Below are 13,987 nucleotides of genomic sequence, written 5' to 3'. Positions count from 1 at the left end.
GCGCCCGGGCGTTACTTCCCGGCCGAGAGTTCGGCAGTGATTTCTGCTGCCCGCTCCGCTGCCGCCCGCGCTCCCCGGGCGATGACTCCGGGAAGGTCCTCCTCGTCGAAGGTCCGGATGGCAGCTTCGGTGGTGCCGTTGGGGCTGGTCACGCCGCGGCGCAGGGCAGCGGCATCGGCGCCGGGCTCGGCGAGCATGTAGCCGGCACCGGCAACGGTGTCCCGCGCCAGGACCGTTGAAAGCTCAGGGTCCAGGCCCAGTTCCACGCCGGCACGGGCCATGGCCTCGGCCAGGTAGAAGGCATAGGCGGGGCCTGATCCGCTGACCGCGGACACAGCATCCACCTGGTCTTCGGGAACCTGCACCACGCGGCCGGTGGCTGACAGCAGCTCGGCGGCCAGCGCCATGGTTGCCTCGGTGGCACTGCTTCCGGCCGAGATGGAGACCACGCCGCGCCCCACCTTCGAAGGGGTGTTGGGCATGGACCTGATGACCGGCTGGCCGGCTGGAAGACCGGCCTCCAGCATCTGCAGCGACACCGCGGCCGCCACGCTGATCACCACGGCGCCGGCCGGCAGAGCGGAAGAAATCTCCTCCAGCAGTGCCGCAACGCCCACGGGTTTGACCCCAATGATGACGACGTCGGCGCCGGCCACGGCGGTGCGGTTGGCTTCGGCGTCCTCATTGTTGGCCAGCACGTTGATCCCGTGGCGTTCGCGCAGCTCGGCCGCCCGCTCGGGGCGCCGCACGGTGGCCGTCACCTGGGCGGCCGGCAGCCCGCCGGCGAGGATTCCGCTCAGGATGGCTTCATTCATTGAGCCGCAGCCCAGAAAGGTCAGGTGGGTATCTCCGGTATCCATGTTCCCGATTCTGTCACGGCGCCGCGCGCTGCCATGTTTCCGTGACACGGGTTGCGGAGTGGCGGGCTACTCCGAAACCTGTCCCAGGTTCATCCGCGCAAAGTCCAGCGTCTGCTTCAGCTGGTCCTCCCGCTCCCCCGCTCCCTTGGCCTTCCGGGTGCTCACTTCGATGGCCACGACGCCGTCATAACCGGTTTCGCTTAGGAGCTGCAGGGCTTCGGCGCAGCGCTGCGTTCCCTCTCCGGGAAGCATATGTTCGTCGCGGCCGTTGGGCGTACCGTCCGTGAGGTGCACATGGTGCAGCCGGGAACCGAGCTTGCGCAGTTCCTCGTAGGAGTCCATGCCGGCGATGGCCGCGTGGGAGAAGTCCCAGGTGACGTGCTCGTACGGTTCCGGAATGGGGTTCCAGTGCGGCAGGTAGGCTTTGGCTTCGCGCCCTCGGACCCGCCACGGATACATGTTCTCCACGGCAATGGTGACACCGTACTGCTCGGCAATGTGCCGCACGCCCTCGGCGAAGTTCTCGGCATAACCGGACTGCCAGCGGAACGGAGGATGGGCCACCACCGTGGTGGCTCCAACCTCCGCGGCCATGGCGGCGGAGAGCTCAATCTTGGTCCAGGCCTTGCCCCACACCTGCTGGGTGAGCAGCAGCGTGGGCGCGTGAATGGCCAGGATGGGCTGCGAATAACGCTCGCTGAGGCTGTTCAGGATTTGCGGGTTCTGGCTGTCGCTGTTTCCCGTCACCATGATTTCCACCCCGTCATAGCCCAGGTCGTGGGCGATGGCGAAGGTGTCGTGCACGGACAGCGGATAGACGGAAGCGCTGGAGAGGGCCACGGGGATGACCTGGGCGCTGCTCTCCTCCGCCGGTGGTGTCTGGGGTGAAGAAGGCATTCAGCTGGACTTTCCGTAGATGAGGCTGCGTCCGGCTCCTGAGCCGGACTCCATGACTTGGGGGATGCTCTCCGTTTGCGGAGTGTCGGGCAGAGGTCCGTCCGCTTCAAAGCGGAGAGTGTCGAAACGCTGCAGGATCAGGCCTTCCCGCAGGGCCCACGGGCAGATCTCCAGCACCGGCAGGTCGAAGGCCTCCATGGCTGCATGGGCGGTCATGGCACCTGCCAGCACCTGGGCGGCACGGACCGGGGATACCCCGCCGAGATTGCTGCGGTCATCGATGCTCATGGTCTCCAGCCGTTTGGTCCATAATCCCAAGTCTGTGCGCTGCAGCTGCCGACGCACAAAGGGACCCGCCGCGGAGGGCGCGGCACCGGCAATCCGGGCCAGCGACCGGAAGGTCTTGGACGTGCCAACGGCAAGGTCAGGCCTGCCCTGGGGTTCGAATTCCGCGGCAGCATCACGGACCGCACTGCGGATGTGCTTGCGCAGCTTCTTGATGCTCTTGGCGGTGGGCGGGTCACCCGTCAGCCAGTCCCGGGTCAGGCGGCCGGCTCCCAGCGGGAGGGAGAGGGCGGTTTCGGGCAGCTCATCGGGTCCCTGCGCCATCTCAAAGGACCCGCCGCCAATGTCCAGGTCCAGCAGCGTTCCGGCGCCCCATCCATACCACCGGCGGACAGCCAGGAAGGTCAGGGATGCTTCCTCGGGACCGCTGAGTTCGCGCAGGTGCACGCCGCTTTCGGCCTCAACCCGGGCCAGCACCGCCGCGCCGTTGGCGGCCTCCCGGATGGCCGAGGTACAGAACGCCAGCAGGTCCTGGGCACGGTGCCGGCGGGCAAAGTCTCCGGCCTCGGCTACGAAATTGATCAGCTCGCGCTGGCCCGTTTCGGTGATGGCGCCGTCGTCGTCCAGGTGCGCGATCAGTGACAGCGGACGCTTGTGGGAGGCAAACGGCACCGGCCGCGCACCAGGGTGCGCGTCCACCAGGAGGAGGTGGACGGTGTTGGAGCCGATGTCGAGCACGCCTAGTCGCATAACCCTATTATCCGCTTCAGCGCATCAGGCCTGTAACGCAGCCGCCGCGCGGCGGCTGCGTTACAGGCCTGAGCATTCTTCGCGGTCTACTTCTTCGCTGTTGCGCGCTTGCGGGCAGCCGGCTTGCGGGCGGCGGGCTTCTTGGCCGGACCCTTTTCGCGCTTTTCCGCCAGCAGGTCAATGGCCTGCTCCCGGGTCAGCTCTTCAATGGCCGTGGACCGCGGCACCGTGATGTTGGTGATGCCGTCGGTGATGTACGGACCGAACCGGCCGTCCTTGACCACAATCGGCTTCTCCGAGACGGGGTCCGTGCCGAACTCCGCCAGCGGAGCCGCCGCCTGCCGGCCGCCGCGCTGCTTGGGCTGGGAGTAGATCTCCAGCGCCTGTTCCAGCGTGATGGTGAAAATCTCCTCTTCGGAACCGATGGAGCGCGAATCCGTGCCCTTCTTCAGGTACGGCCCGAAGCGTCCGTTCTGCACGGTGATCTCGTTGCCCTCGGCGTCGGTGCCCAGCACGCGCGGAAGATTCATCAGCTTCAGTGCTTCCTCAAGCGTGACGGTGTCCACGCTCATGGACTTGAACAGCGAACCGGTGCGCGGTTTCTGCTTCACGGGCTTCTTCGGCGGCTTGGGCTTGCCGTTCTTGTAATACTCCACCGGCTGGTTCGCCAGTTCCTCGGCGGTCGGCTCGGGGATGAGCTCAATGACGTACGGGCCGTAGCGGCCGTTGCGGGCCACGATGGTACGTCCGGTTTCCGGATCCTCGCCCAGGACACGCTCTTCCGGTCCGGCGGTCTCCATCAGCTCGATCGCCTTTTCGGCGGTCAGCTCATCCGGTGCCAGGTCCTCGGGGACGTTGGCACGCTCCGGCTCGGTGCCCTCCGGCGCGTCCGCAGGCAGCGGACGTTCCAGGTACGGGCCAAACTTGCCGACCCGGAGCACAATGCCCGGGGCAATCTCGATCGAGTTGATCGCCTTGGCATCGATCTCACCGAGATCGTTGACGATGGTGTGCAGGCCGGTGTCCACGCGGTCACCGTAGTAGAACTGGTTCAGCCATTCCACGCGCCCGGCTTCGCCGCGGGCAATCCGGTCCAGGTCTTCTTCCAGCTCGGCGGTGAAGTCATAGTCCACGTAGTCCGTGAAGTGCTCTTCGAGCAGGCGGACCACCGAGAAGGCAATCCAGCTCGGCACCAGCGCCTGGCCGCGGTTAGTGACGTAGCCGCGGTCCATGATCGTGGAAATGGTCGCGGCGTAGGTGGACGGGCGGCCGATGCCCAGTTCCTCGAGCACCTTCACCAGGGACGCCTCGGTGTAGCGCGGCGGCGGCGAGGTTTCGTGCCCGACGGCGTTCAGCTCGGCTGCGGTGAGCACGTCGTCGGCCTTCAGGACCGGAAGGCGTGCACCATCAGTGCCGTCGGCGTCGTCGTCGCGGACCGCATCGCGGCCCTCTTCGTAGGCGGCCATGAAGCCGCGGAACGTGATGACGGTCCCGGAAGCGGAGAACTCGGCGTCCCGCCCGTCGGAAGCTACAGCACCGAGACGGACGGATGCCGTGGAGCCCTTGGCATCGGCCATCTGCGAGGCGACAGTGCGCTTCCAGATCAGTTCGTAGAGCTTGAATTCGTCGCCCCGCAGAGAGGAGGCAACCTGTGCCGGGGTCCGGAAGGAGTCACCGGCGGGACGGATGGCCTCGTGGGCTTCCTGCGCGTTCTTGGACTTGCCCTTGTACACGCGGCGGGCTTCGGGTACGTATTCGGGGCCGTACAGCTCGGAGGCCTGGCGGCGGGCGGCGTTGATGGCCTGGTCCGAGAGCGCCGGGGAATCCGTACGCATATAGGTGATGTAGCCGTTTTCATACAGGCGCTGCGCCACCTGCATGGTCACCTTGGAGGAGTAGCGCAGCTTGCGGCCGGCCTCCTGCTGCAGGGTGGACGTGGTGAACGGCGCGGCCGGACGGCGGGTGTACGGCTTGGTGTCCACGGAGCGGACAGTGAACGACGACGATTCCAGGTTGGCGGCCAGCGAGGTGGCTGCCGCTTCGTCCAGATGGGCCACGGACTTGGCCTTGAGCTCGCCCAGGTCAGTGAAGTCCTTGCCGGTGGCCACGCGGGCGCCGTCCACGGACACCAGCTTGGCCTTGAAGGATTCAGCAGCACCGGTGGCGAAGGTTCCCAGCAGGTCCCAGTAGGACGCCGGGCGGAAGGCCATGCGTTCGCGTTCGCGCTCCACGACCAGGCGGGTGGCCACGGACTGCACGCGGCCGGCGGACAGGCCGCGGGCAACCTTGCGCCACAGCACCGGGGAGATCTCGTACCCGTAAAGGCGGTCAAGGATGCGGCGGGTTTCCTGGGCATCGACCATGGCGACATCGACGTCGCGCATTTCCAGCAGTGCGCGCTGGATGGCTTCCTTGGTGATTTCCGGGAAGGTCAGGCGGTGAACGGGGACCTTGGGCTTGAGCACCTGGAGCAGGTGCCAGGCAATGGCTTCGCCTTCGCGGTCACCGTCAGTTGCGAGGTAGAGCTCGTCGGCGTCCTTCAGGGCAGCCTTGAGCTCGGCAACCTTCTTCTTCTTGTCGGTGGACACCACGTAGTACGGCTCGAAGTCCTTATCCAGGTCCACGGCAAACTTGCCGACGGCCGTCTTCTTCAACTCGGCCGGCAGGTCGGAGGGCTGCGGCAGGTCCCGGATATGTCCCATGGACGCCGTCACCTCGAAACCCTCGCCGAGATACCCGGCGATGGTCTTGCCCTTGGCCGGAGACTCGACAATTACAAGCTTCTTCTTGCCGGTCTTCTTGTCCGTCGCCTTAACTGGCACTGTTCTCCTACGTACGAAGGTGGTTCTCAAGGTATGGGTTGTTGTGTCCGGGCTTTGCTGCCTGGCCCGGTTCATCCTCAGACAGTATGCGGGATGCCCCAGCACTAGGGTAGCCGCATTGAATGGGAGTTATTGACGAGACTACCGAAAAGCCGGAGGTGCTGCTCCGGGCCTCAATCGGCTGCCGGCACCAGGAATCCGTCCAGCACCAGGTTGCGGACCTCGGCCTCCAGCCCGGCGGCAAACTCCGGCTCCGGACGCTCCAGCAGCACTGCAAGCGCCCCGATAATCTGTCCCACGGACAGTTCTCCGTCACTGGCGGAGACAAAGCCGGTCAGCTCCGTGCTCATCAAATTGGTGCGCCGCAGCCCCGCTCCCTGGCGCAGCAGGATGACACCGGGATGCTCGGCCCCCGGCCGTGCGTGGCGTTCCTCCGTCACGTCGTCGGCCACCTCCAGGTGCGCGTCCGCCAGCGAGGAATGCGCGGCCAGCCAGTCAAAGCGCTCGACGGCGGCGCCAAGGTGCGGCCCAACGGGCTGTTCCAGCGGATGCGTGATTTCCTCAAAGCGCCGCAGCGGGACGGCGTCCGGGACCAACCGGCGGCGCAGGAAGATGGATCCGAAGCCGATGGCTTCCACCCTCCGGGAGGCGAAATCCTCGAGGTAAGCAGCATAGGAGGCCAAGTATTCGGCGCGGTTTCGATTCTCTGCTGCGTCGCGCAGCCACATTTCCGCGTATTCGGCGGGCGCCAGGGTTTCACGCTGAATGACCCAGGCGTCGGTGTCCGCCGGCAGCCAGGACTCGATCCGTTCAGGCCAGTTCGGGGACCCGTTTTCCTGCGTTTCCGGGGACTCACTGTAGGGAAGATCACTGTCCTGTATCTCCCAGTTACCCAGCATTTGTGCCGTTCCGCCGGGAACCAGCACATCCTGCAGGGTGCGGACCAGCGTGGCCACGATCTCGTCGCCGGCCAGGCCGCCGTCGCGGTACGTGAAACGGTCCCGGGGGTCCTCAGTCCGCGGGCGGGGAGTAATGACAAACGGCGGATTGGAAACCACCAGGTCAAACTGTTCTCCGGCCACCGGCTCCAGCAGGCTGCCCACGCGCAGCGAGACCCGGTCCGCCAGGCGCCCGGGGTCCAGATCCAGGACGTCCGCATTCAGCAGCAGGTTAAAACGGGTGAAGGCGAGCGCCCGTTCCGATATATCCGTTGCCGTGACATGACGGGAGTGACGGAGGAGGTGGAACGCCTGGATCCCGCAGCCCGTTCCCAGGTCCAGGGCGCGTTCCACCGGGCGGCGGACGGTCAGCTGGGCAAGGCTCAGCGAGGCCTGCCCGATGCCCAGCACGTGGTCGTGACGGAGTACCCCTGGCCGTTGGTGGGCGCCCAGGTCGCTGGCCACCCAGAGGTCTGCGCTGTCTTCGTCATCGTCTATTTCATACGGGCGGAGGTCAACCGCGGCGCGGACCCCACCGCTCGGCACGGGTTCGACCAGTCCGAGGGCAAGCAGCCCGCGGGTGCCGGTGCGGGGCAGGGCGGCGTCCAGTGCTGCCGCGGCCGCGTCTTCTCCGGCAAGCCACAGCTGAATCAGGGCGGACACCGGAGCCGGACTCGCTGTGGCCGCCTCTTCACGGCAGCGCAGGATCGCGGGCACCAGCTGGTCCCGGCCCAGGGCCGCCGCAGCGGATTCCCCCAGGAAATCCGCCACTCCGTCCACGGTGTAGCGGGCAGCCGCCAAGTCCATGGCAAGGCCCTGAAGCAGTGGCAGGTCGGAACTCTGGGGTGCATCCGGGACACCGGCGAAATCAGTCACCTCTCCAGTTTATGGCTGGCGGCCGCGGCTTCCGCGCAGGTGCTCCGGGACGCTGCTCCGGTTAGGCCCCCTGCAGGGCAGCCGTTTCCGAACCGGCCGGCTCCGCTGCGATGCCCGCCGCGAGGGACTGCCTGCCGGCAGCGTGCCGTGCCGCCAGATATCCGAAAACCGCGGCCGGGGCTATGGTGGCGCCCGCCCCGGGATAGGTGCGGCCCATGACCGAGGCAGTGGTGTTTCCGGCTGCGTACAGGCCCTGGATCACCGAACCGTCTTCACGGAGCACCCGCGCGTCCGGATCCGTGACCAGTCCTCCTTTGGTGCCCAGGTCCCCGGGGTAAAGGCGGACCGCGGTGAACGGCCCTTTCTCGAGGGCTCCCAGGTTGGGGTTGGGCTTCACCCCGGGATCACCGTAGTAGTTGTCATAGGCAGTGCTGCCCCGGCCGAAATCCTCGTCTACCCCGGTCCGCGCAAATCCGTTGAACCGCTGCACCGTAGCCGCCAGGCCTGCCGCCGGAACACCCATCTTGTCCGCCAGCTCCTCCACCGTGCCGGCCTGCAGCAGCAGCCCCTCGGCAACCCACTTTTTCTTTCCGGCCATGATGGCCGAGAACAAATAGCGCCGCCGGTGCCGCGCCTCCATCACCAGCCAGGACGGGTTGGCCGTCACTGTCTCATTGCGTTCGAGCATGTGGTGCCCAAAGTCGACATAGGACTCGGATTCGTTGAGGTACCGCTGCCCCGAGGCATCCACCACCAGCGAGTGCGGCATGGAACGCTCGGCGAGTGAGAACGCGACGCCGCCGCCCGGGGCCACCGTGGACGGTCCCCACCACGCGTCGTCCATCAGCGCGAGGGCTCCGCCGCGCTGGGCCACCAGGTCAATGACATCGCCCCGGTCACCCTCCGGCGCGGAGGAGTACTCCTGCTCCAGCCCGTGGTATTTTTTCCGCCACTGTGCATTGCGGGCAAATCCGCCGGCTCCCAGCACTACTGCCTTCCGGGTCCGGATCCGAATGCTGCGCCCGCGGCGGGTGACGACGGCGCCCACCACGGCGCCGTCGTCATCCTGGATCAGATCGGTCAGCGGCGAGGACAGCCACACCGGTGTCTGCTGCTGGCGCACGATGTGCATGAGGGAGCAGGACAGGGCGCCGCCCAACCCGTAAAGCCGTTTGCCGCGGGCCAGCCCGCCCAGGGTCCGGAAAACAAAACGGGCTCCGCGGATGAACCCGCCGGGTGTGGACCAGGCCCGCGACAGCTCCCAGACATCGTCAGTCATCAGCGGCACAGGAATGCCGGATTTGGCGGCCCGGGACTGCTTGAACCAGGCGCCAAGCAGTTTCGTGTCAAACGGGCGGACTTCCAGAGAACGGCCGATCATGCCGCCGGGTTTGTCGGGATAGTAGTCCGGATAGTCCTTGGACCGCATCCACTGCACGCCCAGTGCGCCGAGCAGGGTGACTACGTCCGGAACTGCGGTCAGGAATGCCAGCTTGCGCTCACGGGAGGACACCGGGCCAACATCATCGATCACCGTCTCCATATAAGTAAGGGCCTTGTCGGTGCTGTCCGAAACACCTGCCTTCCTCATCAGCGGATTGTTGGGCATCCACAGTCCCCCGCCCGAAACGGCGGTGGTGCCGCCCCACACGTCGGTGCTTTCCACCATGAGGACGTCCAGCCCGTCCTCCGCCGCGGTGACTGCGGCAGTAAGGGCAGCCGCCCCGGTGCCGACCACCAGGACATCCACGATCCTGTCCCACTCTTCATTCACCGGCGGCGCCGGATCCTTCGTGGTGTCCGTCCGCCTGCTCTGCTCCTGCGTCATGGCCTGCTCCCCTGTGGGTCCGCGTGCCCCGGACGTCAGTGTCAGGGGTGCGGGACATGCTACCCGACGACGTTTCGATGGAAAGGAGTAATCGGGACGGTAAGACCAACCAAGCAAAGTGTTGCCTACATCACATTTGTGAATTAGAGTCCAGTTTCAGTTCAGGTTTGAATACATGCACCGAGCGCCTTCCCGGCGCGGCACGGTGCGCTATGACATTGGAGTCCCCAGATGGCGTTTGCCCTCACCGAAGAGCACTCGGACCTTAGCGCCGTTGCAGCCGATTTCGCCCGGCGCTTCGCCGACACGCACGTCACCCGTGAACAGCTTGATGCCTACGGCGCGGGCGAACCGGCACCTTTCTGGGATGACCTCGTCGCCAACGGGCTGCACGCGCTGCATATCGGCGAAGAGCACGGCGGACAGGGCGGATCGGTGGCTGACACGGCCATTGTGGTGGAGGAATTTGCCCGCCGCCTGGTGCCCGGCGCCTACCTCTCAACGGTGCTCGCCAGTGCGGCCGTCGCGGCGTCCGGTGACTGCAAAGCGTCAGCCAACGGCCTGGCCTCCTTCGCGGAAGGCGCGCGCGGCGCCCTCGTCCCTGCGTCCGCAATCACCGGTACTGCCGCGGCCGGGGGCGGCTGGGTCCTGGAGGGAACTGCCCGGGTGCTTTCCCTCCAGTCAGCTGACCTTCTGGTGATTGGCTTCAACGACGGCGCAACCACCCGGTTTGCCCTGCTCGATGCCCGCGGCGCCGGTATCAGCCGCACGGTCCAGGCCTGCACGGATCTGACCCGTGACGCCGGGATCCTCGAACTCTCCTCCGTGGCCGTGGGTTCCGATGCCATCCTGGAAGGCCTCGGAGCAACCCGTGTGGAAACCCTGCAGGCCTGCCTGCTCGCCGTGGAAGCAGCGGGCGTGACCCGCTGGGCTGTGGAAGCCGCCACCGAATATGCCAAGCTGCGCGAACAGTTCGGTTCGGCCATCGGCTCCTTCCAGGCCGTCAAGCACAAGTGCGCCAACCTGCTCATCACAGCCGAGCTGGCCGCGGCGGCAGCCTGGTCCGCCGTCGTGTCCCTGGAGCAGGATGAAGACCAGCAGAAGCTCGCTGCCGGCGCCGCAGTTCAGGCGGCGGTCACGCCGTCGGCGGAGGCGGTCACGGAAGCCGTGACCATCTTCGGCGGAATCGGCTTCACCTGGGAACATGATGCCCACCTGTACTGGCGGCGGGCCATGACGCTGGCCGCCCTGGTGCCGGCCCTGAACGACGCAGGCGCGTCGCTGGGCCGCGCCGCCCTGGTCCGGGACCGCCGCATTGACATTGAACTGCCCGATGAGGATCCTGCCTTCCGCGCCCGGATCGGCCAGCTGCTTGACCATGCCCGGACGCTGGCTAATGAGCATGACGGCGGGCGCTGGTATTCCCGCGGATCGCAGCGGACTTTCCTCGCCGAAGAGGGACTCGCCGCCCCGCACTGGCCTGCACCCTACGGAATGGGAGCCACCCCCGCCCAGCAGGTGGTCATTTCCCAGGAGTACGCCCGCCGCGGGATGACACAGCCTTCCTCAGTGATCGGCGAATGGGCGATGCCCACGGTGCTGGCCTACGGCAGTGAGGAAATCAAGGAACAGTTTGCGCTGCCCACCCTGCGCGGTGAGCTGATCTGGTGCCAGCTCTTCTCCGAACCCGGTGCAGGGTCCGACCTCGCCGGGCTGAGCACCCGGGCAGTGAGGGTGGACGGCGGCTGGGAGCTGCGGGGACAAAAAGTCTGGACGTCCGGCGCCCATGAGGCTGACTGGGGCATCTGCCTGGCCCGCACCGACACCGAGGTGCCCAAACACAAGGGACTGAGCTACTTCCTCGTTGATATGCGAAGCGCCGGCGTGGATGTCCGGCCCCTGAAACAGTCCACCGGTGACGCCGAGTTCAACGAAGTGTTCCTGGACTCCGTCTTCGTGCCCGACGCCTACCTGCTGGGGGAACCCGGCCAGGGCTGGCGCATCACCGCCATGACGCTGCAGAACGAGCGGACCCAGATTTCCTCGGGTGTTTCAGTGGGTACCGAGGACGCGCTGCGGTCCATGATCACCCAGGGCACCTATGCCGGCCGCGAGCACGAGGCACTGTCCTCCCTGGGCAGGATTGCAGCGTTCAGCTCGGCCATCGGCGCCCTGAACCTGCGCGAGACCCTCCGCCAGGTCAACGGCATGGCACCCGGCGCCGGGTCTTCGCTGGCGAAGGTTGCACACGCCCGGCTCACCAGGGAGGCCGCTTCCCACGTCCTGGCCCTGGCCGGCCCCGGAGCGCTCTTCGCCCAGGCTCCCGGTGAGGCAGTGACCGGCCAGCTTTCCGTTCCGCAGGTGCTGATCGGCGGCGGAACGGTGGAAATCCAGCTCAATGTCATCGCTGAACGCATTCTTGGTCTTCCCCGCGGCTGATCCGCAAACAGCAGGATCCGCCGCTCCACCCAACGCAGTGAACCCTCAACCAAGTTTCACCGGAAGGAACCGTTTCGCATGACAACGTTGACGAGCGAGACCGACAGCCCGCGCACCCTGGATCCCGCCCGCCTGCGGGAACTCCTGGAGCCCAAATCCATTGTGATTATCGGCGCCAACACCCGATCCACCTGGTCACACTTCACCTACAGCAACCTGGTCTCAGGCGGGTTCGAGGGCGAGCTTTACCTGGTCAACCGCCGGGGCGAGGACTGCCACGGCCAGGCATCCTTTGCCACGATTGCCGACCTTCCTGAAACACCGGATCTGGCGATTGTCCTGACCGGAACGGATTCCCTGGCCACCATCCTGGAGGAGGCCCGGGTCAAGGGCATCCGCAACCTGATCATGCTCGCTTCAGGGCTGGGAGAGGCCGGAGCCGAGGGCGCCGCCCTGCAGGCCAGCCTGGTGGAGCGGGCACGGGCAGCGGACCAGCTGATCCTGGGACCGAACAACCTGGGGTTCCTCAACACTCATTCAAAGGTTGCCGCCTTCAGCCACATGACCCAGATGCCAATGATCCGCGGCGGGGTGGGAGTTGCCACTCAGTCCGGTGCACTGGCCATCTACCTGCTGCCCTACATGGCGTCGCGCGGCGTCGGCTGCTCCACAGCCGTAACCGTGGGAAACGAAGCCATGATCTCCGCCATCGACGTCATGAGCCTGCTGGTGGACGACGAAAACACCAAGGTCATCGCGGCCTATCTGGAACAAATTTCCGATCCTGCACAGTTCCTCGACGTGGCCGCCCGTGCCCGCGCCGCCGGCAAGCCGATTGTCATTTTCAAGGCCGGACGCAGCGAAGCCTCGGCGCGGGTGGCCGCAGCGCACACCGGTTCACTGGTGGGCGACGACACCGTCATTGATGCAGCCTGCCGCCAGCACGGAGTCATCCGGGTGGAAGGCATCGAGGACCTTGTGGCCACTGCCGGCCTCATCGAGGCCTACGGGGCCCTGCCCGGACCGCGCATGGGCGTTGTCACCGGTTCCGGTGCCATGTGCGCGCTCGTAGCAGACAAGGCCGACGGCGCCGGCCTGGAGCTTCCCGCTCCGCACCCCGACACCGTACAGGGGCTGCATGACGCAGGCCTTCCAGTCTTCTCCACCGTGAACAACCCGATGGACACCACCGGATACGTGTCAATTGACCCGAGCATCCTCACCAAGGCTGCCCAGTGCTTCATCGATGACCCGAACTATGACTTCGTGGTGGTCAACGGCTCCTGGCCCGTCAACCAGGCCATGGCGGACATGAGCCGGGCCACGCAGGATGAGATGCTCCGCCAGCTCACGTCCTCCCCCAAACCCGTCATTGCCATGAGCTTCCTGCCCACCGAGGTGACCGAGTTTGGCCGGGCCTTTGCCGCGGAGCACGGTTTCCCGCATGCCTCCGACTCGTTTGACCGCGGCATCACCGCCGCTGCCCGCTCCGCCTGGTGGGGACAGCGGGCCGCTGAACTGGCGGCCGACGGCGAACCGCCGGCCGCGGCCCCCATCACCAAACCGGCCGGTGCGGAATCCTGGACCGAGGTTGAGAGCGGAGAGTTCCTCCGCAGCCACGGTGTGCCCTACGTGCCCGCCGTTGTCGCCTCCTCGGCGGAGGAAGCCGTGGCTGCCGCAGAAGACCTGGGCTACCCGGTGGTACTGAAGATTGCGTCGGAGGACATCGCGCACAAGACCGAGGTGGGCGGTGTCCGGCTGATGCTCGCTGATGCAGACGCCGTGGCCGGGGCCTATCGGCACATCCGTGCTTCCGTTGCCGAACTGGCGCCGGAAGCCCGGGTACAGGGCGTTGCGGTATCTCCGATGCGTCCTGCCGGCACCGAAATGCTGGTGGGCGTGGTCCGTGACCCCCGCTGGGGGCTCGTGCTCGCTGTCGGCTTTGGCGGCGTCATGGTGGAACTGCTCAAGGACTCCGCGGTGCGCCTGCTGCCGGTGGGCCCGGCCGAGATCCGGCGCATGCTCGAATCCCTCAAGGGCATCGAGCTGCTGACCGGGTTCCGCGGCGGTGAAGCAACGGACCTTGATGAGCTGGCCGAGGCCATTTTCAAGATCGCCCAGGTAGCCGTGGGGCTCGGTGAGGAACTTGAGGAACTTGAAATCAATCCCCTCCGGGTATCCGGCAACCAGATCGAGGCGCTGGATGCGCTGATCCGCTGGAAGGACCAGTAAACGGTGAGCCACAACTCAGGGTTCCGGGAGGCGGTGATAACGTTGCAATTTCCGTGGGAA

At 66.4% G+C, this 13,987-nt stretch carries 8 protein-coding genes; 2 read left to right on the top strand and 6 right to left on the bottom strand.

Annotated elements, in window-relative coordinates:
- Window positions 1-11 precede the first annotated feature (11 nt).
- The 6 genes from proC to QMA10_RS12070 all read right to left on the bottom strand — a co-directional run bounded on the left by proC (window position 12) and on the right by QMA10_RS12070 (window position 9,256).
- On the bottom strand, window positions 12-860 hold the full coding sequence (gene proC, locus QMA10_RS12095; protein WP_290168693.1) for a pyrroline-5-carboxylate reductase: 849 nt from the start codon (window positions 858-860) through the stop codon (window positions 12-14).
- A 66-nt stretch (window positions 861-926) separates the two neighbouring features.
- Window positions 927-1,757 carry a sugar phosphate isomerase/epimerase family protein gene (locus QMA10_RS12090; protein WP_290168691.1) on the bottom strand — a complete coding sequence of 277 codons (831 nt, stop codon included), beginning with the start codon at window positions 1,755-1,757 and terminating at the stop codon, window positions 927-929.
- A complete protein-coding gene (locus QMA10_RS12085; protein ID WP_290168689.1) occupies window positions 1,758-2,792 on the bottom strand; it encodes a Ppx/GppA family phosphatase in 1,035 nt (344 codons plus the stop codon). It lies immediately after the preceding gene.
- A gap of 86 nt (window positions 2,793-2,878) precedes the next feature.
- The gene (gene topA, locus QMA10_RS12080; RefSeq protein ID WP_290168687.1) at window positions 2,879-5,614 is read right to left on the bottom strand and encodes a type I DNA topoisomerase; all 2,736 of its coding nucleotides are present in this window, start codon (window positions 5,612-5,614) and stop codon (window positions 2,879-2,881) included.
- Between the two features lie 173 nt (window positions 5,615-5,787).
- Window positions 5,788-7,359: a methyltransferase gene (locus QMA10_RS12075; RefSeq protein WP_290168718.1), complete on the bottom strand. Its 1,572-nt coding sequence runs from the start codon at window positions 7,357-7,359 to the stop codon at window positions 5,788-5,790.
- Window positions 7,360-7,489: 130 nt separating this feature from the next.
- Window positions 7,490-9,256, bottom strand: a complete 1,767-nt coding sequence (locus QMA10_RS12070; protein WP_290168684.1) for an FAD-binding protein — start codon at window positions 9,254-9,256, stop codon at window positions 7,490-7,492.
- A gap of 231 nt (window positions 9,257-9,487) precedes the next feature.
- Between QMA10_RS12070 and QMA10_RS12065 the strand changes: the two genes are divergently transcribed.
- Complete coding sequence (locus tag QMA10_RS12065) at window positions 9,488-11,695, top strand: acyl-CoA dehydrogenase (RefSeq protein WP_290168682.1); 2,208 nt, start codon at window positions 9,488-9,490, stop codon at window positions 11,693-11,695.
- Between the two features lie 78 nt (window positions 11,696-11,773).
- A complete protein-coding gene (locus tag QMA10_RS12060; RefSeq protein WP_290168679.1) occupies window positions 11,774-13,927 on the top strand; it encodes an acetate--CoA ligase family protein in 2,154 nt (717 codons plus the stop codon).
- Window positions 13,928-13,987: the final 60 nt, after the last annotated feature.

This window comes from Arthrobacter sp. APC 3897, assembly GCF_030407495.1.
GTDB lineage: Bacteria > Actinomycetota > Actinomycetes > Actinomycetales > Micrococcaceae > Arthrobacter_B.
The sequence above is the reverse complement of the archived record's forward strand: the minus strand, read 5'-3'. Positions and strand labels throughout refer to the sequence as shown.